The following is a 25,541-nucleotide window of genomic DNA, read 5'->3' on the forward strand; positions in this document are numbered from 1 at the left end:
ATTAAACCTCGTCCACGGAATGGCCTTTCAGCGCGCTACGGACGGACTTGTCCATGCGGCGAGCGGCGAATTCCTGGGTTTGTTTGTCTACGTTTTTAATGGCTTGTTCTATCGCGTCAACATCGTCACCCTGTGCAACCTCGCTCAAATGCGCGGCGGCGGTGTCGATAGCCTGACGTTCTGCGGCGCTTAACAGCGCGGCATCAGCGTTCAACGCACCGGATAAACTTTCCAGTACGCGTGCCGCTTCGACTTTCTGTTCTGCCAGCATACGGGCTTTAACGTCCTGCTCGGCAAAACTCATCGAATCCTGAATCATGGAGGCGATTTCACTGTCGGTCAGACCGTAGGACGGTTTAACCTGAATTGAGGACTCAACGCCGGTGGATTTTTCCATAGCGGTGACGCTCAGCAGGCCATCGGCGTCCACCTGGAAGGTCACGCGGATGTGTGCGCCGCCAGCTGGCAATGCCGGGATGCCGCGCAGCGCAAAACGCGCCAGTGAACGGCAGTCCTGCACCAGCTCACGCTCGCCTTGCATTACGTGAATGGACATCGCGGTTTGGCCATCTTTAAAGGTGGTAAAGTCCTGCGCGCGCGCCACCGGAATCGTGGTGTTACGTGGGATCACTTTCTCCACCAGACCGCCCATGGTTTCCAGTCCCAGGGACAGCGGGATAACGTCCAGCAGCAGCATTTCGCTGTCCGGTTTATTTCCGACCAGAATATCTGCCTGGATTGCCGCACCAATAGCGACCACTTTGTCCGGGTCAATAGAAGTCAGCGGCGTACGGCCAAAAAATTCACCGACGCGTTCACGCACCAATGGCACGCGAGTTGAACCACCGACCATCACCACTTCCAGCACATCCTGCGGCTCCACGCCCGCATCTTTCAGCGCGCGACGGCAGGCCAGCAGCGTACGCTTGACCAGTGCGGAAATGAGTTCATTAAAGGTTTCACGGGTGATTTCACCCTGCCATCCCGCCACGTTAACCGTTACAGAATCAGCGTCGCTAAGCGCGATTTTCGCTGCAATAGCAGCATCCAGCAGTTCGCGCTGTACGCGGTTATCGCTACGGTCGGCCACGCCAGCCTGCTCGCGAATATAATCGGCCAGCAGATGGTCAAAATCGTCGCCGCCGAGCGCGGAATCACCGCCGGTCGCCAGCACTTCAAACACGCCGCGGCTCAGGCGCAGAATAGAAATATCAAAAGTACCGCCGCCAAGATCGTAGACCGCAATCACGCCTTCCTGACCGGAGTCCAGACCATAGGCAATCGCAGCTGCGGTCGGTTCGTTCAATAGACGCAATACGTGCAGGCCCGCCAGACGCGCGGCGTCTTTGGTCCCCTGACGCTGTGCATCGTCAAAGTAAGCCGGAACGGTGATTACCACGCCGTCCAGTTCGCCGGACAGTGATTCGGTTGCCCGCGCGGCCAGCGCTTTCAGAATATCCGCGGAGACACGCACCGGATTAAGCAATCCGGCAGCGGTTTCAATCATCGGCAAGCCGTTTTCGCTTGCCTGGAACGTATATGGCAGATGCGGGTAACGCGCCTGGATATCCGCCAGAGAGCGGCCCATCATGCGTTTTACCGAACTGACGGTGTTTGCCGTATCCAGCGCAGCATTGGCGCGGGCATCGTAACCGACAGAATAACCCTGCTGCTGATAGTGAACCACTGACGGCAACAGGTGGCGACCTTCATGGTCTGCCAACGTTTCGGCCTGGCCGCTGCGTACGGTCGCAACCAGGGAGTTGGTGGTGCCTAAATCGATACCTACCGCCAGACGACGCTGGTGCGGCGCGGCGCTCAGACCAGGCTCACTAATTTGTAATAAGGCCATTTTCGCTTCCGGAAATTAAAAATCGAGCAGTTTTTCTTCGAGTTGTTCTGCACTGCTTCGCAGTTTATCGAGAAAACGCAGCTTACGCACGGTATCTGCCGCTGCGTCCCACGTCTCGCTATCCAGCTGTTCCACCATCAGTTGATGACGAACGTTATACATTTCGCTGACGCGTTGCATAAACGCATCTAAACGTTGACTGTCTTTTGCCTGTTCAATTTCGTCCAGCTCTTCCCGCAGCTCCAGTTGTTCCATCAGAAACGCGGTATCGCGCACCGTGTGCTGCTCGCTACGGATGTCAAAGCCGTGTAAAGACAATAAGTATTCGGCGCGCATCAAAGGATGACGCAGCGTTTGCCAGGCCTGGTTGATAGTGGCGGACTGCGAAACCGCAGCAAGTTGTTCCGCCTGGGAACCGCTGGCAAATTTATCAGGATGATACTGACGTTGTAGATCCTGAAAACGTAGGCTCAGCGCCTGAGTATCGAGCTGATAACGGGCCGGCAAGCCAAAGAGGGTGAAGTAGTCCATAACATTCTCAGGGCATCGATTCTCTGTTGTTCACGGGAGCAAAACCAGAGAGTCAGGTAAAACAAACCCCACGCGCAGGCGACCACGGTGGGGTTATCGGTAAGCGCGTTACACGTGGAAGCTTTCGCCGCATCCACATTCGTCTTTCACGTTCGGGTTAGTAAACTTAAACCCTTCGTTCAGACCTTCTTTGACGAAGTCTAACTGCGTACCGTCGAGGAATTGCAGGCTCTTACCGTCGACCACAACTTTAACGCCTTTGTCTTCAAACACGGTATCTTCAGCCGCCGGCTCGTCAACAAATTCCAGTACATAGGCCATACCTGAGCAGCCGGAGGTTCTCACGCCCAGACGCAGACCAAACCCTTTACCGCGGTTTGCCAGGAAGGTATTTACACGCGCTGCTGCACTGTCGCTTAAGGTAATCGACATAATAAAACCTCAACTCTTAATTATTTTGCTTCACGTTTGCTTTTGTAATCCGCAATCGCGGCTTTAATCGCGTCTTCAGCCAGAATAGAGCAGTGAATTTTCACCGGTGGCAGTTCAAGCTCGTCGGCGATATCGGTGTTTTTAATCGCCTGTGCTTCGTCCAGAGATTTCCCTTTTACCCATTCGGTAACCAGAGAGCTGGAAGCAATAGCGGAACCGCAGCCGTAAGTCTTGAAACGCGCGTCTTCAATGATACCCTCATTGTTGACTTTGATCTGCAACTTCATCACGTCGCCACAGGCTGGTGCACCCACCATGCCGCTGCCCACGTTCTCGTCGCTGTTGTCAAAAGAACCCACGTTACGTGGATTCTCGTAATGATCGATTACTTTTTCGCTGTAAGCCATGCTGAATTCTCCTTATCGGTACCGATTAGTGATGTGACCATTCAATGCTGTTCAGATCCACGCCCTGTTTGAACATTTCCCACAGCGGAGAAAGGTCACGCAGGCGGCCGATGGAGTTGCGAACCAGATTAATGGCGTAGTCAATCTCTTCTTCGGTAGTGAAACGACCTAAAGAGAAACGAATTGAGCTATGTGCCAGCTCGTCGGTCATCCCCAGCGCGCGCAGCACGTAGGATGGCTCCAGGCTTGCAGAAGTACATGCAGAACCGGAGGATACAGCCAGATCTTTCAGCGCCATAATCAGCGATTCGCCTTCAACATAGTTGAAGCTAACGTTGAGAATGTTCGGTGCGCCCTGCTCGAGATCGCCGTTAAGATACACTTCTTCCATATCTTTCACGCCGTCCCACAGACGGTTACGCAGACTGCGCAGGCGCGCCATCTCGGTTTCCATCTCTTCTTTAGCGATACGGTAAGCTTCACCCATGCCGACGATCTGGTGCACAGGCAGCGTACCGGAACGCATACCGCGCTCGTGACCGCCGCCGTGCATCTGCGCTTCAATACGAATACGCGGTTTACGACGCACGTACAGCGCACCGATACCTTTCGGACCATAGATTTTGTGGCCAGAGAAGGACATCAGATCAACTTTCAGTTGGCTCAGATCGATAGGCAGTTTGCCCACGCTCTGGGTCGCATCAACGTGATAGATGATGCCGCGCGCACGGCACATTTCGCCGATAGTCGCGATATCCTGCACCACGCCGATTTCGTTATTCACGTGCATGATGGACACGAGGATAGTGTCGTCACGCATTGCCGCTTCAAGTTCTTTCAGGTCGATAATGCCGTTACGCTGCGGGGCGAGGTAGGTGACTTCAAACCCTTCGCGCTCCAGCTGACGACAGGTGTCCAGCACGGCTTTGTGTTCGGTTTTGCTGGTGATGATGTGCTTGCCTTTTTTCTGATAAAAGTTGGCTGCACCTTTAATCGCCAGGTTATCGGATTCAGTCGCACCGGAAGTAAAGACGATTTCACGCGGGTCAGCGCCCACGAGGTCAGCAATCTGGTTACGGGCGATATCTACCGCCTCTTCAGCCTGCCAGCCGAAACGGTGTGAACGAGACGCTGGGTTACCAAAGTTTCCGTCCAGGGTCAGACACTGCATCATTTTCTCGGCAACACGCGGGTCCACCGGCGTGGTTGCGGAGTAGTCGAGATAGATCGGTAATTTCATTGCTCTATAAACTCCGTACATCGCTTCAATGCAAGGAATCAGGCAACCGGCTGGATGTACGACCGAGTTAACGGGGTGTGTAGCACCCCGGCCTGATTCTAAAATACTTTTATTATGCGCGTAACTTAACGTCGATCGCGTCTTGTGCACGATTAGTGCGTGGAGCGTCATGGGTGTGCTGGCGACCAGACACATCCAGGACTTCCTGATTATTCACCAGTTCGCCCAACGTAATGTTGTTGAGGAAACCGGTCAGACGATCGCTCAGATCGCGCCACAGCGCGTGGGTCAGGCATTTATCGCCGCCCTGACAACCGCCTTTGCCCTGGCAACGGGTCGCATCTACAGACTCGTCCACAGCGCTGATTACTTCACCTACTGCGATGCTGCCGGCATCTTTACCCAGCAGATACCCGCCGCCTGGTCCACGTACGCTGGAAACCAGACCGTTTTTACGCAAACGGGAAAACAGCTGCTCCAGATATGACAGGGAAATTCCCTGACGTTCAGAAATATCAGCCAACGGTACCGGGCCCGTTTCGGAGTTGAGCGCAACGTCCAACATTGCGGTCACGGCATAACGCCCTTTTGATGTCAGTCTCATGTCTTACTTAGCCTCAAACTCGCCCCTGCCCGGGGTTTTTTATTGTAAAATGGGGGTATTGCATAGCAGGGGCAAGTCTGACATTCCCGACTAAATCAGTCAACTATTTACTTGACTAATTTAGTCAGGTATTTAACCTTCAGTGCCATTTTTACTTGCCGGAGGCGTTACGTTTACTTGCCTTTATTCTGTTGCTCAATTGAAGCTAAAATTCCGCGCAAAATGTTCAGCTCCTGGCTCTCAGGACGCGCACGCGTAAACAGACGGCGCAGCTTGTTCATCACCTGTCCCGGATGCCCTTCACGGATAAACCCGGTCGACAGCAGCGTTTGTTCCAGATGACCGTAAAAACGCTCTAAATCATCGACCAGCGGATACTCAGCTTCTTCGTATTCTGCGGTCTTCTCGCTTTCCTGCGTTGCCAGCCAGGCCATGCGCACTTCATAAGAGATGACCTGCACCGCCATCGCCAGGTTCAGCGAACTGTATTCCGGGTTCGCGGCAATAGCGACGTGGTAATGGCACTTCTGCAGTTCTTCATTCGTCAGGCCAACACGTTCACGGCCAAACACCAGCGCTACGGGCGAATTCGTCGCTTCAGAGACGCTTTTTAAACCGCATTCACGCGGATCCAGCATCGGCCACGGTAGCGTACGGGAGCGCGCACTGGTGCCTACTACCAGGCTGCAACCTGCCAGCGCTTCATCAAGAGTATCGACGATCTGCGCGCTGCCGATTACATCACTGGCACCTGCCGCCAGAGCGATGGCCTGAGAGTCCGGTTTAACCAGTGGATTTACCAGCCACAGATTGGTTAAACCCATGGTTTTCATTGCGCGGGCTACAGAGCCCATGTTGCCAGTGTGAGAGGTTTCCACCAGCACGATTCGAATATTTTGCAGCATTGTATTTCTTCGGCTAAAGATTATTCGGGCATATTATCATAAAACGAAGACATATTCCGAACTCGCTGCTATACTCTGCGCCGTTTTCCCGTTCTTTAACATCCAGTGAGAGAGACCGATGCATCCGATGCTGACCATCGCCGTGCGCGCAGCGCGCAAGGCGGGTAATGTAATTGCCAAACACTACGAAACCCCAGACTCTGTAGAAACCAGCCAGAAAGGCAGCAATGATTTCGTGACTAACGTCGATAAAGCCGCCGAAGCGATTATTATCGAAACTATTCGCAAATCTTACCCACAGCACACCATCATCACCGAAGAAAGCGGTGAGCACGCAGGTGAAGATCAGGATGTTCAATGGGTTATCGATCCACTGGATGGCACTACCAACTTCGTAAAACGTCTGCCGCACTTCGCGGTATCTATCGCAGTACGCATTAAAGGCCGTACTGAAGTCGCCGTTGTTTACGATCCAATGCGTAACGAACTGTTCACCGCCACTCGCGGCCAGGGCGCACAGCTGAACGGCTATCGTCTGCGTGGCAGCACCGCCCGCGATCTGGACGGCACCATCATCGCCACCGGTTTCCCGTTCAAAGCGAAGCAGCACGCCGCTTCTTACATGAAAATTCTTGGCAAAATGTTTACCGAGTGCGCTGACTTCCGCCGCACAGGTTCTGCTGCGCTGGATCTGGCTTACGTTGCCGCTGCGCGCGTTGACGGTTACTTCGAAATCGGTCTGAAACCATGGGATTTCGCAGCAGGTGAGCTGATTGCACGTGAAGCTGGCGCACTGGTTTGCGACTTCACCGGTGGTCATAACTACCTGGCAACCGGCAACATCGTTGCAGGTAACCCGCGCGTTGTTAAAGCCATGCTGGCTAACATGCGTGACGAACTGAGCGATGCGCTGAAGCGTTAATCTGCTGTGGTGCCGGATGCGACGCTTTCGCGTCTTATCCGGCCTACAAGTCATACCATTCCGCTCACTAACCTAAAATGGTCTTATCCCTCGCCCTACCGGCACCGCGCTGATCCACATCACTACCGCAGCAACAATAAGCACCGCACCACCAGCTAACGCCAGCGTCGTCCAGCCAATCTGTCGCCACAGCACCGGCGCTTTATGCCCGCTAATTTTCACCGCCAATGAGCGAAAGCTATGTACCAGCAAAGCCAGTGACGTAATCGTCAAAGAGGTTCCTGCCGCCATCGCCAACGCCGACGCCATACCCCAGCTAAAGACGCCAACCACTTTACTGAACAGCAGCACCATAATTGCGCCAGAGCAGGGACGCATGCCCATAGAGAGAATAATCATCAACCGGGCGCGCCAGTCATCGCCGCTTTGCAGTTGTTCCGGCTTGGGCAAATGCTGATGCCCGCAGCCGCAGCCCTCGTGATGCACATGGTGCGGCGTAAAGGCGGTGAATTTCGGGCGCATCAGCAGCTGGCGCAATTTCTTTAGTGCACGGACACACAATAAAACGCCCAACACGCCAACCAGCGCATAACTTCCTTTCTCCAGCCAGAAACTGCTCATATGCAGCTGTCGGGCAGGCAGTTGCAGCACCGTGAGCACTACAACCACCAGTCCTATTGCCACCAGCCCCTGCAATAGGGAAGACGCCAGCGTCAGCCCAATGCTCGACTTGAGCTTCGACGGATGCGTCGCCAGCCAGGTCGTGATGACGATTTTGCCGTGCCCCGGCCCCAATGCGTGCAATACCCCATATATAAAGCTAAACAACAGCAGAGATCCGCCCGCACGTGTGGGGTTCGCGGCAACCGCTTTCAGCAACCCGCTCATCTGCTGGTTAACGTCGCGCTGCCAGACGACACTGTGCATCATTACCTGAGGCCAGGCCTGCCACAACCACAGCCCCCCGCCTGTCGCCAGCAACAAAAAGACCGCCAGTGGCCATAGCGTGAGCCAACGGCGTCTGGCTGCGCGTTGTTGATAAACTACTGACATTGCAGCGTCACCGTCTGTGCAAACTGTTTACCCAACTCCATATCCTCCGGCGGTGCGTCTTCTTTATCCAGCGACTGCGCAAAACTCAACATGTTTTCATTCGGCGTCGGCGTATGCATTGAAATATGGCATTGCTGGCTTATGGTCTGCGAAAGCCGGGCGTCGCTGTCTTTGTCATAGCTCATATCGACGTAGTAGGTCGGATCGAAGGTTGAAATAGTATATTTTTGACCGCTCAGTGGTTGAGCTTCGGCCAGCGGCAGAACGAACGTCAGCACCGCCTGGTGTTCTTCACGCGCCATGCCATATTCCGTCGGTCTGTTTTTAAACTTTACCTTTTTCCCATCGTGCCACACTTCGGTGAAATAGTGCTGCCCGAGAACGTTGGCCATCACTTCCGCCGCCAGTTTTTTCCAAATTTCATCACCAGGTTTAGCATTCCCCGCGTCGTAAAGCAGATCCGCCGACGTGATTTCATCCATCGTCCAGCGCATTTTTAGCGCGACGAACCGATCATTTTCGCTCACAACTTCGGTTTTCAGATGAATAAAGCTGTGGGGATGCGCACCTGCGCCAAAAGACAGGACAGCGAGAAACAACGTCATAAAGATACGTTTAACGCCTTGCATGAGTTCTCCACGATAAAAATCAACACCGCCACAAATAATGATGCCGTATTTGGCGCAAGTGTACCGAGGATATCATTGAACGAAAAAAAGTTGAGCACCCTTTTCCGGTATCGATTCAGTTCTCAATTTCGATAATTTCTTCTTCGGGAAATTCCACCCAAACATCTTTTCGGCGTCAAATCTTAAGTTAAATGATAACAAAATGTTAATTAAAAGTTTCATTTTAATGTTTTATTAACACTTAATTTGAATGTCTGAATCTAAAATCATGTAAATTTAACTAATTATTTACCACTTCATTTCCATAAATTAACAATAATGGGCATATATCACATTTTCCAAACTTATGATTCATTCCCTCTTCCATTCGTTGTTAACTTCACGCCGTGACATGTCCTGCCCCCTACGAAAGGTACAACTATGAAATTCAAACTCGCATTACTCAGTGCAACCCTGGTTTCTGCATGCATGTTGTCCGGCACGTCCTTTGCGGCGGAAAAATATGAAATTGCTGTGGTTGCCAAAGTCACTGGTATTCCCTGGTTTAACCGCATGGAAACCGGTGTTAACGAAGCAGCAAAAAAACTGGATGTGAACGCTTACCAGACCGGTCCATCTACGCCGGACCCGGCACAGCAGGTCAAAGTGATTGAGGATCTGATCGCCAAAAACGTCAACGCGATCATCGTGGTACCAAACGATGCCAAGGTTCTTGAGCCAGTACTGAAAAAAGCGCGCGATAAAGGCATTGTGGTCCTGACGCACGAATCCCCGGACGAGCAAATCGGTCAGTGGGATATCGAAACCATCGATAGTGAAAAATACGCACAAGCCAACGTCGATGAGTTAGCGAAAAATATGGGCGGCAAAGGCGGGTATGCAATCTATGTTGGTTCGCTGACGGTCCCACTGCATAACGCGTGGGCTGATTATGCAATTAAGTACCAGAAAGAAAAATATCCGGAAATGTTCGAGGTCACTTCCCGCCTGCCGGTCGCGGAAAGCATTGATAAATCCTACGCCACAACGCTGGATCTGATGAAAACCTATCCGCAGATGAAGGGCATTATCGGCTTCGGCTCACTGGGTCCAATTGGTGCGGGTCAGGCTGTGCAGAAAAAACGCGCCAAAGATAAAATTGCCGTTGTCGGGATCGCCATGCCAGCGCAGGCTGCGCCTTACCTGATGCGTGGAGATATCAAAAAAGCGCTGCTGTGGGATCCAAAAGATGCGGGCTATGCGCTGGTAACGGTTGCCGATCAGCTGTTGCAGGGCAAAGAAGTCAATGCAGATCTGAGTATCGACGGTTTAGGGAAAGCCGATATCGACACGGAGAAGAAAGTGATCCGCTTTAACAAGATCCTCGAAGTCACCAAAGACAACGCACAATCACTTGGTTTCTAAGGCTTTAGCCAACACCAGGGAACCTTAACGCCGACCGTCTGGTCGGCGCTATCAACCAAACTAACACTCAGCGTCCGTCAGGGCGCTCGCAGGGGTATTGTCCATGGCAGACACCACCGCATTTATCACTCTTGAGAATATCAGCAAACAATTCCCGGGCGTGCTGGCGCTGGATAACGTGAATCTGACGCTGAGAAAAGGCGAAGTTCACTGTCTGGCGGGTCAAAACGGCTGTGGTAAAAGTACCATTATTAAAGTGATCTCCGGGGTTTATCATCCGGAAAAAGGCGCGCAGATTTTACTCGACGGAAAATTGTTCCATCACCTGACGCCGCAGCTCTCCTCCCATTATGGCATTCAAGTTATTTATCAGGACCTGTCGTTGTTCCCCAACTTTAGCGTCGCAGAAAATATCGCGGTCAACCGCTATCTGCCGGGCGGTGATATCTGGGTGCGCCGTGGTGCTATGAAACAGCAGGCGCTGGCAGCCATGAAACGTATCGGAGTGAATATCGATCCCGATAAAAAAGTAGAAAAACTCTCGATTGCCGACCGACAACTGGTCGCTATTTGCCGGGCAATTGCCGCAGATGCGCGTCTGGTTATTATGGACGAGCCCACCGCCTCGCTAACCCGCCAGGAGGTCAATGGACTGCTGAAGGTGGTTAACGAACTTAAAGCGGCCGGCATTTGCGTGGTGTTTGTCAGCCATCGTCTGGATGAAGTAATGGAAGTGGCAGACCGTATCAGCGTCATGCGCGACGGCAAACTGGTGGGCACATATCCTGCCAGCGAACTCGACAGCCACGAGCTGGCTTTCCTGATGACCGGACAACGCTTCCACTACAGCCCGCTGCCGGAGAAATCATTCGACGATCGAGAACCCCTGCTGGAGCTGCGCAATCTCAGCCGCAGAGGCAAATACCAGAACATTAATCTGTCGCTGCATGGCGGCGAGATTGTCTCGATCGTCGGCCTGTTGGGCGCCGGGCGTACCGAGCTTTGTTTGAGCCTGTTTGGCATGACGCACCCGGAAAGCGGCGAGATGCGTATTAACGGTCAGCCGGTCACGCTTCGTAATAACCACGACGCCATTAAGCACGGGATCGGCTACGTCTCAGAAGATCGCCTGACGCAGGGGCTGATCATGGAGCAGTCGATTTACGACAACACCATCGTCACGGTGTTTGATCAACTGCACACCGGTAGCGGCTTGCTCGATCATCGTAAAGCGCAAAAGCTGGTCGCCGATTTAATCCGCGAACTGAATATCAAAGTGTCCGATCCGCACCTGCCGGTCAAAACGCTTTCCGGCGGCAATGCCCAGCGTATCGCCATTGCCAAATGGGTGGCGACCAATCCCCGCATCCTGATCCTCGACTCGCCTACCGTCGGCGTGGATATCGCCAACAAAGAGGGCATTTACCAGATAGCCCGCGATTTGGCGGAACAAGGTATGGCGGTGCTGATGATTTGCGATGAAATTCCGGAAGCATATTACAACAGCCACCGCGTGCTGGTGATGCGTCGCGGCAGACTGGTGGCGGAATTTAATCCTCATCACTGCCGTGAAGAGGAGATTGCTGAAGTGGTCGAGGTAATCAATGAATAAGATGCATCTGTCCCGTTTAATCGGGCAACATGAATTCTGGCTGGGCCTGCTGGTCGTGGCGCTGGCGGTTGGGCTAAGTGTCAGCACCGATGAGTTCCTCTCGCTCGGCAATCTGACAGATGTGGCCACCAGCTACGCGATTCTCGGCATTCTCGCCTGCGGGTTGTTTGTGGTGCTGATTTCCGGTGGGATCGATATCTCATTTCCGGCGATGACCGCGATTGCCCAGTATGTGATGGCCAGTTGGGTGATCGGCCACGGCGGCAACTTCGCTCTGGCGTTAACCATTGCGATTGCGGTGGGCCTGCTGCTTGGACTGATTAATGGCTTCCTGGTCTACTGGCTGCGCGTTCCGGCAATCATCATTACCATCGCCACGCTGAACGTCTACTACGGCCTTCTGGTTTACGCCACCAAAGGCACCTGGCTGTACGGTTTCCCTGACTGGTTTATGAACGGCATTAACTGGTTCTCCTTCACCGCGGCAGATGGCTACGACTACGGCCTGACCCTGCCCCTGCTGTGCCTGGCGGCGGTGATCGTCTTTACCGCAGTGCTGATGAACTATACCCGTCTTGGCCGTCAGGTTTACGCCATGGGCGGCAACCGCGACGCGGCCTCACGCCTGGGGCTGAATCTGCTGAAACTGCATTTCTACGTCTATGGCTATATGGGCATTCTGGCAGGTGTTGCCGCCGTGGTTCAGGCGCAAATCACCCAGTCAGTTGCACCCAATTCGCTGCTCGGCTTTGAGCTGACGGTGCTGGCGGCGGTCGTGCTCGGCGGAACCAGCATGAGCGGCGGGCGCGGTACGTTGACCGGAACCCTGCTCGGCGTTGTCTTGCTCGCCTTCTTACAAAATGGTCTGACGCTACTCAGCGTCTCCTCTTACTGGCACACCGTATTCAGCGGCGCCATTATCCTAGTCAGCATCAGTGCCACGGCCTGGAACGAAAAACGCAAACTGGCAAGGGAGCTTTGAGATGAAAACAATCGCCAGATTTTTACCCGGTGATGCAATCATTCGTCTGCAATGCGTCATTATTGTGGTCGTCGCCCTGGTTTTCTCAGCCCTGCTCGGCAGCCGTTTTTTTAGCGTCGCTAACTTCCAGTCGATAGGCTCACAGTTACCGATCCTCGGCATGCTTGCCCTCGGGATGGGTATGACCATGCTGACCGGCGGCATTAACCTGTCAATTATTGCCGGGGCGAACGCCTGCTCGCTGGTAATGGCAGCGATTATCGTTACCCATCCGGATAACCCGCTGTTTCTGGTGCTGGCGCTGCTGGCAGGCGCAGCCGTGGCGGTGGCTATCGGTACGCTCAACGGCGCACTGATTGCCTGGGTCGGCGTCTCACCGATTCTCGCCACCCTCGGCACGATGACACTTATCTCCGGGCTGAATATTCTGCTCTCCAACGGGACGGTGATTTCGGGTTTCCCGACCGCCATTCAGTACCTTGGCAACGCCACGATTGCGGGTATTCCGGTGGCGCTGTTGCTCTTTTTCCTGGTGGCAATCCTGCTATGGGTACTGCTGGAGCACACCACGCTGGGGCGCAGTCTTTATCTCGTCGGCTCCAATGAACAGGCTACCCGCTACAGTGGTGTGAATACCGTACGGGTACAAATTTCCGTGTACGTGATTTCAGCCCTGCTCGGCTGGGTCGCCGCCATTCTGATGATGGCGAAATTCAACTCGGCAAAAGCCGGATACGGTGAGTCCTACCTGCTGGTCACCATCCTTGCCTCCGTACTCGGTGGCATCAATCCGGATGGCGGCTTCGGACGCATTATCGGCCTGGTACTGGCGCTGATTGTGCTGCAAATGCTGGAAAGCGGCCTTAACTTGCTGGGGGTCAGCAGCTATCTGACGATGGCGCTGTGGGGCGCGGTGCTGATCCTCTTTATCGCATTACAGAATCGTAAAGCCTGATTTCAGGAGAAAAAATTATGGCAAGTTACTTTATTGGTGTGGATGTCGGAACCGGAAGCGCCCGTGCTGGCGTGTTTGATCTCAACGGCAGAATGGTCGGCCAGGCCAGTCGGGCCATCGAGATTTACCGTCCGCAGGCCGATTTTGTTGAGCAGTCTTCCGATAACATCTGGCAGGCGGTGTGTAACGCGGTTCGCGATGCGATTAACCAGTCGGATATCAACCCTATCCAGGTGAAAGGTCTGGGCTTTGACGCGACCTGTTCACTGGTGGTGTTGGACAAAGAAGGTAAACCACTGACCATTAGTCCGTCCGGGCGCAGCGAACAGAATATCATTGTGTGGATGGATCACCGCGCCATTACTCAGGCTGAGCGCATTAACGCCCTGCATCATCGGGTGCTGGACTACGTTGGCGGTATTATCTCCCCGGAAATGCAAACGCCCAAACTGCTGTGGTTGAAGCAACATATGCCCAACACCTGGGCCAATGCGGGATACTACTTTGACCTGCCCGATTTCCTGACCTGGCGCGCAACGGGCGATGACACGCGCTCACTGTGCTCGACGGTGTGTAAATGGACCTATATGGGCCATGAAGACAAATGGGATGCCAGCTATTTCCGCCAGATTGGGCTGGAAGACTTGCTGGAACATGATGCCGCCAAAATTGGTCGCTACGTGAAAACCATGGGCGAACCGCTCGGTCATGGTCTTTCTGCGCGCGCCGCCAGCGAAATGGGGCTGATTCCGGGGACCGCTGTCAGCGTCTCGATCATCGATGCCCACGCCGGTACGCTCGGCACGCTCGGCGCGAGCGGTGTTTCCGGCGAGGTGGCGGATTTCGATCGCCGCGTCGCGCTGATTGGCGGCACCTCTACCGGACACATGGCGATTTCCAAAGAGCCGCGTTTTATCGGTGGCGTTTGGGGGCCTTACTACTCAGCAGTGCTGCCAGAATACTGGCTTAACGAAGGTGGACAGTCGGCAACCGGGGCGTTAATCGACCACGTTATTCAGTCGCATCCTTGTTACGAAACCTTGTTGACCCAGGCTAAATCTCAAGGGCAGACCATTTATGAAGTGTTGAATACGCTGCTGCGTAAAATGGCCGGTGAGCCGGAAGATATCGCATTTTTAACCCGCGATATGCACATCCTGCCCTATTTCCACGGCAACCGTTCACCGCGCGCCAACCCAACGCTCACAGGCTCTATCACTGGACTGAAGCTGTCGCGCACGCCGGAAGATATGGCGTTACAGTACCTCGCGACCATTCAGGCCATTGCGCTGGGAACCCGTCATATCATTGAAACGATGAATCAAAGCGGCTACACCATCGATACCATTATGGCCAGCGGCGGCGGGACGAAAAACCCGATCTTCGTTCAGGAGCATGCCAACGCCACCGGCTGTGCGATGCTGCTGCCTGAAGAGAGCGAAGCCATGCTGCTGGGTGGCGCCATGATGGGAACTATCGCCGCGGGCGTGTTCGATACCTTCCCGGAAGCAATGTCAGCGATGAGCCGGATTGGTAAAACGGTTACCCCGCAGACTAATCGCATTAAGCAGTACTACGATCGCAAATATCGGGTATTCCACGAGATGTATCAGGATCATATGAAATACCGCCAGTTGATGCAGGAGGACGCATGAGTAACTCCTGGTCTCAGGCCAACGGCGTATTCCAGCTCTATAGCGATGCCCTGGCGGGTCTGGGGCAGCATCTGACTGAACCTGTCTGGCAGTCGCTGATGGCGGAGCTGCGCGGTTGTCAGGGCAAAATCGTCGTCACCGGCGTCGGTACCTCTGGCATTGCAGCGCGTAAAGTCGCGCATATGCTTGCCTGCGTGGAACGTCCAGCGATTTACCTCAACGCGACGGATGCAGCGCATGGCGATCTCGGTTTTTTACGCGCCGACGACCTGGTGATTATGCTGTCACGCGGGGGTAATTCGGACGAGCTCACCCGGCTGCTGCCCGGACTGGCTGCGAGGAATGTGCCCATACTGAGCGTGACTGAAAACGCGGATTCGGCCATCGCTAAAGCATCGAAGCTAGTGATTTCCACAGGCGTTCAGCGCGAGGCCGACCCGCTGAACATGTTGGCTACCACCTCTATTTTACTGGTGCTGGCTATCTTTGACGCCGCCTGTGCCTGTCTGATGAGCGAGAGCGGCTACTCAAAGGAAACGCTGCTGGCGGTACATCCGGGCGGCGATGTGGGATTAACGCTGAGTCGTGAGAAGTAACGCCAGACAGCTGTTACGGAGGTAATGAATCTGTTGCCTCCGTCGTATTGCTACGTTCACTTTAGGTTTTTCACTTCTCTGAGATAGCATTTTCATACCTCCCTCCGCCAGCATTCCCCCTCTGGCATTTTTTATATCTCAACAAAAAGATAAAACAGTGAAAAAACGGATTAACGCGCTGCGTTCCACTCCCGCTATCTGTTCCGCACGTTAAAAATTCTGTGACGCTCTCCAGCATTCCTGGTGGAAAGCATTCCATTCCTCAAATCTATGAGCAAACTTTAGCTATTCTTATCAAACATACTTACGGGAGACCCTACAGATGATGTCAACGCTTGCTCCGCCATCTGTACTTTCCGCTCCCCAGCGCCGTTGCCAGGTTCTGCTGACGCTTTTCCTGCCGGGGCAAATCGCGACTACACAAACCTTCAGCAGCCTCAATGGTGTCGATGATGCCACGGTTCAGGAAGATATTATTGGCGCAGGGCTCGAAATCCAGCGCTATCACCGGCTCACGATAGCCACCGCGCAGAATGGTGGCTATGCGATCGAAGGAACCCCGCTAAATCAGCGTCTGTGTCTGTTGCAGTGGCTGCGCCGTGGCCTGCGGATTTGCCCTACTTTTATCGCTCAGCATTTCACGCCCACTTTAAAAATTGCTCTTAAACAACAAGGTATCGCACGTACTCTGTATGACGACACCAATCTGCATGCGCTCATCAATCTGTGCTCCCGGCGCTTACAGAAGCCGTTTGAGTGTCGTGACATCCAGTTCCTGCGCTTGTATTTACAATATTGTCTGCTACAGCACCACGCGGGGATCACCCCGGAGTTTAATCCACTCCAGCAACGGTGGGCGCAATCCTGCGCGGAGTATCCGCTCGCCGAGGAAATTGGCCGCCACTGGCAGCGCCACGTCATGCAAAGTGCGCCGCTGGGCGAATCGCTGTTTATGGCGTTGTTATTCTCAATGATTCGCATCCCCGACCCGATCCGCGATAATCACCAGCAGGATCGCCGCCTGCGCCTTGCTATTGCGCGGCTGGTGCTGCGTTTTCGCGAGTATGGCAACGTGCGCTTCAGCGACGAGCAAGGGCTGAATGACCAGTTGTATATCCACCTGGCCCAGGCACTGAACCGCAGCGTGTTTGCCATCGGCATTGATAACACGCTACCGGAGGAGTTCAGCCGACTTTATCCCCGGCTGGTTCGAACTACCCGCGAGGCGATTCACGGCTTTGAAGCGGAATACGATGTCCAGTTTTCAGAAGAAGAGATCGGCCTGGTCGCCGTTATTTTCGGCGCCTGGCTGATGCAGGAGAAGGATTTGCACGAAAAGCAGATTATCCTGCTGACCGGTAGTAACGAACAACTTGAAGCGCATATAGAGCAACAGCTGCGCGAACTGACGTTGCTGCCGCTCAACGTAAAACATATGCCGATGCAGGACTTTCAAAAAGAGGGAGCGCCGCGTGGCGTAACGCTGATTATTACACCGTACACCACGCCGCTACCGCTGTTTTCTCCCCCGCTGATTCATGCGGATCTGGCGCTTACGTCTCACCAGCAGCAGCAAATCCGCAAAATCCTTGAATCATAACGTCGCAGGCTGCGCCACCACTTTCGGGCGCAGAACAATTGCCGGGAGCGCCACCAGCGCCATCACCCAGAATACGCCGCTGCCCAGGTTCTGGTACAGATAGCCGGCGAAAACGGTCATGATGGCGATACTGCCGCCCATCGCCACCGCAGAATATACCGCCTGCAGACGAATCACTTCACTGCCCTGTCGCGCAGCAATGTAACGCATCGCCGCCAGGTGGCAGACGGTAAACGTTCCGCAATGCAGGATTTGCACCACAATCAGCCATGGCAGCTCTGTGCTCCAGCCCATCAGCCCCCAACGCGCCACGCCGCAAACGGCGGAAAGCAGCAGAAGATCGCGAGCGCTAAAGCGGCGGAACAGCTTGTGGCTGAGCGCAAAAATAATCACTTCCGCCACCACGCCTAATGACCATAAATAGCCCACCGCCGAAGCAGAATACCCGGCAGACTGCCAGTAAATGGCGCTGAAACCGTAATAAGCTGCATGTGCGCCCTGCAGCAGACTCACGCAGGCCAGAAAACGCCAGCTTTGGGTTATTAGTGCGCGCCAGGCGGGCCATCCTGCGCTCTCCTGCTGACGGTTTTCACCCGCTGGTTGCACGCTCGGGCGAATCATCATGCCCAGCAGCATTGAGGCGGCGCCAAGCGATAACAGGACCAGGATCACCCGATAGTCGAACAGGCTCACCAGTTTGCCGGTCAACGCAGAGCCGATCACAAAGGCCACGGATCCCCACAGTCGCACCCGACCGTAATCCATGGTTATCTGTTTTTGCCAGGTGTTGGCCAGCGCATCCGTCAGCGGTACCAGCGGTGAGAAAAACAGGTTAAAGCCGACCATCACCACCATCAGCCACGCCACGTTAGTCCCCGCCCAGAAGGCCAGCGCAAACACCAACGTCAATAAGGCCAGAATACGTAACGCTGAGATCAGCCGAGAGGGATCGCTCACACGCGGCGCAATCAGCAAGCTACCGAGAAAACGGGCAATCAGCCCCGCACCCAGCAGTAAACCGATGGTTTCCGGCGTCAGCCCTAACCCTTCGAGCCAGACGCTCCAGAAAGGCAGAAAGATACCGTAGCTAAAAAAGTAGGTGAAATAACCGAGCGCCAGCCAGCGCGTGGAATGCAAAGCCATGAATCCCTCCCGTTTGGAGGCGATAGTCTGGCGACAAACGCAGGCTGGCGCAAGAGAGCATTAACAGGCAGATAACATGATTTTTGCCCTATTCGACGCTAATTTGCATCGCAAAATGGCAGCGTTCTCCCTGCGCTAAAACCTGCAATCCCGGCTGCCCCTGCATGTTGTGGGCATTCACCGGATGCGTTTGCGGCTCCAGGCACAGGAACTCCTCACCCGACATTCTGAACAGCATCAACCACGGAGTTTGCGCTAAAATCGTGACTTTCATCACATCTCGCTGAATAACGGCCCGCCCGCTCCAGCCAGAATATCCGACATTCAGCCAGCTATCCTCACCGTATTGCGCATGCTTAAAATCCGCCACTGCAGGGATATCGCGTTGCCATTCCAGCGGCAGATGCTGTTCCCCCTCCGGCCAGTAACCGCCGGCGGTGAACTGCGCCGTGCTGCGCTTATCAAAGACGAAAAACGGATGGAACCCGCAGCCATAGATCATTGGCTGTTCACCGCAATGAGTGAGCGTCAACGAGGCGTGCAGGCTTGAGGTTTCCAGTTGATAGCAAAGCCGCGCCGTATAGTCGTAGCCGCAGGGGTGCCAACTGCGCAACTGCAGCAAACAGCCGCTTTGGGTAGCGGTAATAATCTGCCAGCGTTGCAGCCAGCCGTCACCGTGCAGGAAGAAAGTGTCGTCTGCGCCATGCTGAGGTAAAACCACCTCTTCACCGTGCAGCATAAAACGATTTCCCGCCACCCGATTCGCGACCGGCAGCATCGGGAACAGGCCGCAATCACCAGGCCGCTGACCATGACCTTCGCGTAAAATGGCCTGTTGATGTTGTAACGAAACCAGGCTTAATAGAGAACCGCCCTGCGGATCGACGCACATCCGCAGATGTGCGTTTTGTAGCGTCAGCAGACCATCCATTATCGGGCGCTTCGCGGTTGGGTTGATGCACCAACTTTTGTATGCTGCGCCGCCAGCTGTTCTTCCAGCGCTTCCAGCGTCACGCCTTTGGTTTCCGGTACATTACGCAGAACATAGATGAAGCCCATCGCGCAAATCACACCGTACAGCAGGAAGCTTCCCGACGCGCCCAGACTCGCATTGAGCAGCGGGAAGGTATAGGTCAGCAGGAAACAAGCAATCCACAGCGCCAGCGTCCCCAGCGACATTGCCAGCCCGCGCACGCGGTTGGGAAAAATTTCTGATAGCAGCACCCAGGTCACCGGCGCCAGCGTCAGAGCATAAATCGCGATTGCCGCCAGCACCAGAACCAGAACCGGCCAGCCCATAATGCCCAACCCGTACGCCCCGGCAATCAGTACGTAGATAACCGTCAATCCTGACGCGCCGAACAGCATCAGTTTACGACGGCCAATTTTGTCCACTAACGGCAGAGCGGCAAGGGTAAAGACCAGATTGATGATCCCTGTCGCCACGATCGATTTTAACGTACCGTTGATGTCGAATCCGGCAGAGGCGAAGATCTCCTGCGCATAGTTGAAAATAACGTTGATCCCACACCACTGCTGGAACACAGCCAGCACCATGCCAATAATCACGATCGGTTTGATCTGCGGTTGTAACAGCGTTGACCACGCGACCTTGTGATTATCTTTTTGCAGCGTATGTTCAATCTCTTTCAGCGTTTGCCCGGCATATTCCGCCGAACCAATGCGCTGCAGCATGGCACGCGCACGATCGGCTTTGCCCGCTTTCACCAGCCAGCGCGGCGATTCAGGTACAAAGAACATCAGCACCAGGAAAATTACCGCAGGCACTAATTCAGCACCAAACATCCAGCGCCAGCCTGTCTGACCGTTCCAGCTTTCAACAATGGCCTGCTGCGTAGCGCCTGTGGCAACAGGTTCGGCAATCATCAGGTTGATAAGCTGCGCCGCCAGCACGCCAATGACGATGGTGAGCTGGTTAACGGCAACAAAGCGACCTCGCTTTTCAGCGGGGCTGACCTCGGCGATATACAGCGGACTTAGCGCAGACGCCAGACCAATCCCCACGCCGCCCACAATGCGATAGACAATAAACATGTCGAAATTGCTGGCGACGGCAGTTCCCCAGGCAGAAGCGCTAAACAGGATAGCTGAGAGAATCAGCGGCATTTTTCGGCCAAATTTATCGGCGCACCAGCCGGAAATCAGTGCGCCAAAGATACAACCAACCAGCGCGGAACTCATCGCCCAGCCGGATTGCGCCGGATCGGTAATCGAGAAATATGCTTCATAGAAGGGTTTTGCCCCGCCGATCACCACCCAGTCATAGCCAAACAGTAAACCTCCGCAGGCCGCAACCAGGCAGATAGTCCAGACATAACCAATCTTTAAATGTGTCTGCGCGTTATTCATTATGATTCCTCTTTCAGGGAAACGCAGGGTACAGTAGGTTTCGGGTGAGGTTATCCCCCACCCGTTTCGGGTATTACTGGAAAAGCCTTACGTTAATGGCGTGACGCAGCAGTAATGCCTTGTCATGTGCCGGATTGAGTTGCAGGAGTTCATCAAGTTCACGCTGACAGGCGGCGCTATTTCCTAGCCCCAGATGCCCGAGCGCATTGATAAACAGGCAGTGTTGCTGGTGTTTTGCTTCTGCTGAGGTATCCAGCACCACCAGGTCGGGTAGCGATACGGCAAAGAAATCAACATCCGGCACGTTGTCGTGATGCGACTCAACCCATTGCAGGAAGCTATTGAACAGAGCGTCCGCCTCTGCATCATCGCCAAGTTTTCTCTGCGCCATACCCTGCCAGAAGAGATAGTCCACTGGCTGGTCGTTGTAGTAACGTCCGGCATCCAGTGAGCTTCCGCCGCGCGTCGCACGGGAGAAGTAGCGCTGAGATTCTTCGAAATGGCCTTGCAGCTGCACGCAATACCCCAGCAAATACCAGATGTCGTTATCCGTTTGCCCTGGCAAACGGCCTTCCCCGAGGTTTTGCGGATAGTGCAGCGCCTGTTGCAGTTGCGTAATAGCAGTTTGCGGGTCGCCGGACTGCACGGCAGCCAGCGCGCGATGTAATTGATTAAGCAGATATTGCCCGGTGGCTTTACCTTCACCGCCTTCCCACGGATGGAACACCCGCTCACGTAATACTGCGGCGGCATCGTCATAGCGCCCCAACCCATTCCACAAGCTGAGCAGTTCCACCGTCAGATCATCACGCAGGAAGACAATCTCTTTACTGGCTTCCAGCCGCTGCAGACGCTGTTCAGCCGGTTGTGCCATCAGCTTGTTGAGATAGTCGAGTTCAAACAGGAAGCGGGCATTTTGCGGCTCCAGCGCTACGGCTTGCGACAGATACTGTTTCGCCTGCTGTGCATCGTGCAGTTTGTTCCAGGCGTAAATCCCCAGTAAGCGATGCGCCGGAGCGAAATCCGCTTCCTGCGCAAGCGTGAACTGCCAGCAGGAAACCGCCTCGGCATAACGCCGTTTGCTGTACCAGAAACAGCCGAGTAAATAGCGGGCAAAAGCGCTTTGCTCAAGAGTTTGCAGCATCTGCACTTCATCCAGCGTATTGGGGAAACGCACGCGGTTTTGCAGACACTCACGAGCACGTTCAATGAAGGATTGTGGATTATCGCTCAGCGAGGCGCGCCACAGCATCGGCAGCGTTTCCTGGCTGTCAAGCAGTTCCAGCACGCCACGGGCAGCATCCTTTTGCCCCAAAGAAGTCAGCCAGCCTGCCAGTTCACACGCGTTGGTCCCGCGACGCCCGGTAATCGAGATCAGCGCAAGCGCTGTCGCTTCGTCCTGGCAGATTGCCCAGCGTGCATAATGCAGGGTATAGCTCAGCGGATAATCCACCAGCTGTTGGCGAATGTAGTCCAGCGCTTGCGCATTGCGATCAAGCTTTGCCAGCGCCAGCGCTTTCAGCCCCATCGCCAGGTTATTACTACCGTTAAAGCGCAGGCTCTGCTCCACCTTTTCCAATGCGCCAGCGTAGTCCTGACGCTTCATCGCCAAACGCGCTAACGACCAGAAAGCCGCATCCCGGCAGTTGCCGCTCCAGCTGGCCTTATAATAATTATCCCACGCGCTGTCATCATCGCCCTGACGTTCCTGTGCGGCGGCCAGCAGCATACTCGCCTCGCCATCACGCGGATTTTTATTGAGCTTATGCGCCCGCTCCAGCGCCTTGCCGGCACATTGTGCCGCCAGCGCCCAGTCCGCGCGGTTTAGCGCCAGCGTCCCCAGGGCCACATTATTGCGGTAGTCCAGCGGATCAACGTCCAGCGCGCGGCGATAATAATCTTCGGCATAGCGGCTGGCATGGTTGTACTGCTCCAGATGCTGACCAATAAAATAGAGTTCATCGGCATTAGAAAGCGCTTCTGGCAGCGCTGGCGCGACGGCCGCCGATGGCAGTGGTAACTCTTGCTCGATGTGCTCTTCGTACTGCAAAAGCGTAATGCCATCGGCGCCAGTGACAGTCATCGTTACCCGCGCATGGTTATCGTCAGACACATCAGCCAGCCAGCTTTGTCCAGGCTCCAGGGTCAGCGTATGCTCATAGAACGGTTGTCCATCGGCAGAAAGCGTAATCTGCACGTCGCGCAGCGGCGCAATCGCATAAACGCCCACAGAAAGCTGGTTACTCTCACGTACCAGACGAAGCGCCAACTGCGTACTGGCGTTTTGCACCATGCCCAGTTCGCTGTAGGGCAGGAAGTTTTGTACGAAGACTTTCTCTTCGTACGGCGCAAGCCAGGTGAAATCCGGCTGGTTGTCGGTAAAGACCCCAGTCATCAGTTCAATATAAGGACCGTTGTCATCGGTAAGGTTACGATCCCAGGCAACGCCAAAGTCGCCATAGCCCCAGGTCCACTGTTTTTTCCCTGGCGAAACGTGGTGGTCAGCCACATGTAGCAGCCCGCCTCGCTCACCGTGATGCCATGCGCCAACAAAATCATAATCTGATTTTTCAGCCATGTAGGAGGTCGGTACCGGCACGTTTTTGTAGCGCGAGATATCCACGCCAGCCGAGTAGTCCACTTTATAGTATGTGCCGGTGGCGATAGGAAACGCAGAAACATCACGCTTACCGTGGTCAAATACTGCGGTCACATCCGGCGGAAACACGCTCTGGTGATCGTCGCCGCCCTTCACCGCTGGATTCGCCCACCATAAAAAATGGCGCGGCGTAGCGTTACCGTTAAACACCTTCCCAGTTATCTCGATCAGGGCGCGATCCGGATACAGCGTAAATCCGGTCATCACCTGTAAACCGCGCATAGGTTCTACCTCACCCATCCATACGGTATATTCGCCGTGTTCACCCTGTTGCTGCGTAAAATCCACCGGCATAAAAGTGGTTGGGCGATGATGCTGCGGCCAGTTAAATTCAATGCCACCAGAGATCCACGGCCCAAGCAAACCAACCAGAGCGGGCTTCACCACTTCGTTGTAGTAGACAAAATCGCGCTGCTGAACTTTGTCATACGCTCGATGAATACGCCCGCCTAACTCCGGCAACAGCATGACGCGAATGAAGTCATTCTCCATCCACACCGCCTGATAGTCGCGCATTTCACGTTTGCCGGTCAGCGTATCAATCACGCCATACGGATACACCGCGCCAGAAGATCCCTGGTAAACCCGCTTTTCCAGAAACATTGGGTTGGCATCTTCTTCACCCGCCGTCCACGTTGGGAGGTTGATCGTTTCTTGCCAGACTTTAACTGAACCGTACATGCCGCTCTCCACTCAATAAGCAAAAGTAAAAATTCAACTTGATGCTATTCTGCGGCAGTTAAGTGGCGCTAAAATGCGCAATGCTCACGCAATATAGTTAAGGGAGTTAAGTGAATGCAGCGTTCGGGGTTCAACAACGCCAGGGTTCGTCAGGCGAATAAGCAGATCTTTTTGTCGCACCTGTGGCGGGAAAAGCAGCTCAGCAAGTCACAGCTGGCGCAGCTCACCAGCCTGTCGATCCCGGCGGTCAGCAATATCCTCGAAGAGCTAATGGATGAGGGGAGGATCAGTCATTCGCGAGAAACCTTAAGCCAGCGCGGTTTGAGCAGCGGCAGCTATCATTTGCCAGAAAAAGGCGCATGGACGCTATGTATCAACGTCACCCCTACCAGTATCACCAGCCAACTGGCGGACGCACGGCTGGTTGCCATCGGCGACTGGCGTCATGAGGTCATTAAGCCGGAAACCCCCAAAGCGCTGCTGTCAGCCCTGGCTGCACACTGGCGGGAATACCGTCGACAATTTCCCGAGGTCACGATTAATCTGGCACTCGGCGTTCACGGCCAGGTTGATCCGATCACCGGCGCATCAAAAACCATGCCCCAGGCCCCGTGGAAAACACCGGTGGAAATAAAATATCTGCTGGAAGAGATGCTTGGCGTACAGGTCCGCCTGGACAATGACTGCGTGATGCTGGCGCTGGCCGAAAAATGGCAAAACCCAGCGGCTAACGGTGATTTTTGCGTGATTAACGTTGATTACGGTATCGGCTCATCGTTTGTGATTAACGACAATATCTGGCGCGGTAGTCTGTATGGCAGCGGCCAGATTGGACACACCATCGTTCATCCCGATGGAATTGCCTGTGACTGCGGTCGCTATGGCTGTCTGGAAACGGTGGCATCATTGAGCGCGTTGAAAAAACAGGCCCGCGTGTGGATGAAATCGCAGCCGACGTCCCTTTACGATCCGGAAACACTCACCACCGACCAGCTTATTACTGCCTGGCAGAACGGTGATGTTCGTATTCAGGCCTGGGCCGAGCATGCCGCCAGCGCCATTGGGCTTAGTTTATATAACTTTCTGAATATACTGAATATTAATCAGATATGGTTGTACGGTCGTAGCTGTGCTTTTGGCGATAGCTGGCTCAATACCTTGGTGCAGCAAACTGGGTTTAACCCGTTTGATCACGGTGATAACCCGCGCGCCAGAGCGACTCAGATAAGCTTCGGCCAGCTCAATCGTGCCCAGCAACTCATGGGAATTGGCTATCTGTATGTCGAGTCACAGCTCAGCGAGTTGTAAC

General features: G+C 54.3%; 22 protein-coding genes. 9 read left to right on the forward strand and 13 right to left on the reverse strand.

The window, feature by feature from the left end; all coding sequences use genetic code 11:
• Position 1 precedes the first annotated feature (1 nt).
• The 7 genes from hscA to trmJ all read right to left on the reverse strand — a co-directional run bounded on the left by hscA (position 2) and on the right by trmJ (position 5,971).
• The gene (gene hscA, locus WC1_RS07420; protein ID WP_003838439.1) at positions 2-1,852 is read right to left on the reverse strand and encodes a Fe-S protein assembly chaperone HscA; all 1,851 of its coding nucleotides are present in this window, start codon (positions 1,850-1,852) and stop codon (positions 2-4) included.
• Between the two features lie 15 nt (positions 1,853-1,867).
• Positions 1,868-2,383, reverse strand: a complete 516-nt coding sequence (hscB, locus tag WC1_RS07415) for a co-chaperone HscB (RefSeq protein ID WP_003838436.1) — start codon at positions 2,381-2,383, stop codon at positions 1,868-1,870.
• A gap of 108 nt (positions 2,384-2,491) precedes the next feature.
• On the reverse strand, positions 2,492-2,815 hold the full coding sequence (iscA, locus tag WC1_RS07410; protein ID WP_003037681.1) for an iron-sulfur cluster assembly protein IscA: 324 nt from the start codon (positions 2,813-2,815) through the stop codon (positions 2,492-2,494).
• A gap of 20 nt (positions 2,816-2,835) precedes the next feature.
• On the reverse strand, positions 2,836-3,222 hold the full coding sequence (gene iscU, locus WC1_RS07405) for a Fe-S cluster assembly scaffold IscU (protein ID WP_002913991.1): 387 nt from the start codon (positions 3,220-3,222) through the stop codon (positions 2,836-2,838).
• 25 nt (positions 3,223-3,247) lie between these two features.
• On the reverse strand, positions 3,248-4,462 hold the full coding sequence (gene iscS / locus WC1_RS07400; protein WP_003037677.1) for a cysteine desulfurase: 1,215 nt from the start codon (positions 4,460-4,462) through the stop codon (positions 3,248-3,250).
• A gap of 112 nt (positions 4,463-4,574) precedes the next feature.
• On the reverse strand, positions 4,575-5,066 hold the full coding sequence (gene iscR / locus WC1_RS07395) for a Fe-S cluster assembly transcriptional regulator IscR (protein WP_003037674.1): 492 nt from the start codon (positions 5,064-5,066) through the stop codon (positions 4,575-4,577).
• A gap of 173 nt (positions 5,067-5,239) precedes the next feature.
• The gene (gene trmJ, locus WC1_RS07390) at positions 5,240-5,971 is read right to left on the reverse strand and encodes a tRNA (cytosine(32)/uridine(32)-2'-O)-methyltransferase TrmJ (protein ID WP_003838431.1); all 732 of its coding nucleotides are present in this window, start codon (positions 5,969-5,971) and stop codon (positions 5,240-5,242) included.
• A 118-nt stretch (positions 5,972-6,089) separates the two neighbouring features.
• Between trmJ and suhB the strand changes: the two genes are divergently transcribed.
• Entirely contained in the window at positions 6,090-6,893 is an 804-nt protein-coding gene (suhB, locus tag WC1_RS07385) for an inositol-1-monophosphatase (protein WP_003037670.1), read from the forward strand.
• Between the two features lie 72 nt (positions 6,894-6,965).
• On the opposite strand, the gene WC1_RS07380 is transcribed toward suhB, so the two are convergent.
• On the reverse strand, positions 6,966-7,946 hold the full coding sequence (locus tag WC1_RS07380) for a nickel/cobalt transporter (protein ID WP_016150760.1): 981 nt from the start codon (positions 7,944-7,946) through the stop codon (positions 6,966-6,968).
• Positions 7,937-8,575, reverse strand: a complete 639-nt coding sequence (locus WC1_RS07375) for a DUF1007 family protein (RefSeq protein ID WP_016150761.1) — start codon at positions 8,573-8,575, stop codon at positions 7,937-7,939. The genes WC1_RS07380 and WC1_RS07375 overlap by 10 nt, the downstream gene beginning before the upstream one ends.
• A 420-nt stretch (positions 8,576-8,995) precedes the next feature.
• Here WC1_RS07375 and WC1_RS07370 point away from each other — a divergent pair, with 420 nt between their 5' ends.
• The 7 genes from WC1_RS07370 (at position 8,996) to csiE (ending at position 17,379) form a co-directional block, all read left to right on the forward strand.
• Positions 8,996-9,979, forward strand: coding sequence for an autoinducer 2 ABC transporter substrate-binding protein (locus WC1_RS07370; RefSeq protein ID WP_003037665.1), 984 nt, complete (start codon positions 8,996-8,998; stop codon positions 9,977-9,979).
• Positions 9,980-10,082: 103 nt separating this feature from the next.
• Positions 10,083-11,591, forward strand: coding sequence for a sugar ABC transporter ATP-binding protein (locus WC1_RS07365; RefSeq protein ID WP_016150762.1), 1,509 nt, complete (start codon positions 10,083-10,085; stop codon positions 11,589-11,591).
• Positions 11,584-12,573 carry an ABC transporter permease gene (locus WC1_RS07360; protein ID WP_016150763.1) on the forward strand — a complete coding sequence of 330 codons (990 nt, stop codon included), beginning with the start codon at positions 11,584-11,586 and terminating at the stop codon, positions 12,571-12,573. The genes WC1_RS07365 and WC1_RS07360 overlap by 8 nt, the downstream gene beginning before the upstream one ends.
• 1 nt (position 12,574) lies before the next feature.
• Complete coding sequence (locus WC1_RS07355; RefSeq protein WP_003037658.1) at positions 12,575-13,528, forward strand: ABC transporter permease; 954 nt, start codon at positions 12,575-12,577, stop codon at positions 13,526-13,528.
• A gap of 17 nt (positions 13,529-13,545) precedes the next feature.
• Positions 13,546-15,183 (forward strand): FGGY-family carbohydrate kinase, encoded by a 1,638-nt coding sequence (locus tag WC1_RS07350; RefSeq protein ID WP_016150764.1) that lies wholly within the window; start codon positions 13,546-13,548, stop codon positions 15,181-15,183.
• Positions 15,180-15,779: a KpsF/GutQ family sugar-phosphate isomerase gene (locus WC1_RS07345; protein ID WP_016150765.1), complete on the forward strand. Its 600-nt coding sequence runs from the start codon at positions 15,180-15,182 to the stop codon at positions 15,777-15,779. Before WC1_RS07350 ends, WC1_RS07345 begins: the two co-directional genes overlap by 4 nt.
• 322 nt (positions 15,780-16,101) lie before the next feature.
• A complete protein-coding gene (gene csiE / locus WC1_RS07340) occupies positions 16,102-17,379 on the forward strand; it encodes a stationary phase inducible protein CsiE (RefSeq protein ID WP_003037652.1) in 1,278 nt (425 codons plus the stop codon).
• Here the strand turns inward: csiE and WC1_RS07335 are convergent.
• The 4 genes from WC1_RS07335 to WC1_RS07320 all read right to left on the reverse strand — a co-directional run bounded on the left by WC1_RS07335 (position 17,374) and on the right by WC1_RS07320 (position 24,232).
• A complete protein-coding gene (locus WC1_RS07335; protein ID WP_003037650.1) occupies positions 17,374-18,522 on the reverse strand; it encodes a 3-phenylpropionate MFS transporter in 1,149 nt (382 codons plus the stop codon). The genes csiE and WC1_RS07335 overlap by 6 nt on opposite strands.
• Before the next feature lie 88 nt (positions 18,523-18,610).
• Positions 18,611-19,453 (reverse strand): aldose 1-epimerase, encoded by an 843-nt coding sequence (locus tag WC1_RS07330; protein WP_016150767.1) that lies wholly within the window; start codon positions 19,451-19,453, stop codon positions 18,611-18,613.
• A complete protein-coding gene (locus tag WC1_RS07325; RefSeq protein WP_003838420.1) occupies positions 19,453-20,892 on the reverse strand; it encodes a sugar porter family MFS transporter in 1,440 nt (479 codons plus the stop codon). Before WC1_RS07325 ends, WC1_RS07330 begins: the two co-directional genes overlap by 1 nt.
• Before the next feature lie 73 nt (positions 20,893-20,965).
• Complete coding sequence (locus tag WC1_RS07320; RefSeq protein ID WP_016150768.1) at positions 20,966-24,232, reverse strand: DUF5107 domain-containing protein; 3,267 nt, start codon at positions 24,230-24,232, stop codon at positions 20,966-20,968.
• A gap of 114 nt (positions 24,233-24,346) precedes the next feature.
• Between WC1_RS07320 and WC1_RS07315 the strand changes: the two genes are divergently transcribed.
• Positions 24,347-25,540 carry an ROK family transcriptional regulator gene (locus WC1_RS07315; RefSeq protein ID WP_016150769.1) on the forward strand — a complete coding sequence of 398 codons (1,194 nt, stop codon included), beginning with the start codon at positions 24,347-24,349 and terminating at the stop codon, positions 25,538-25,540.
• The last annotated feature ends 1 nt before the right edge of the window (position 25,541 follow it).

The organism is Citrobacter sp. KTE30 (assembly GCF_000398825.1).
In the GTDB taxonomy this organism is placed as follows: Bacteria; Pseudomonadota; Gammaproteobacteria; order Enterobacterales; family Enterobacteriaceae; genus Citrobacter; species Citrobacter freundii.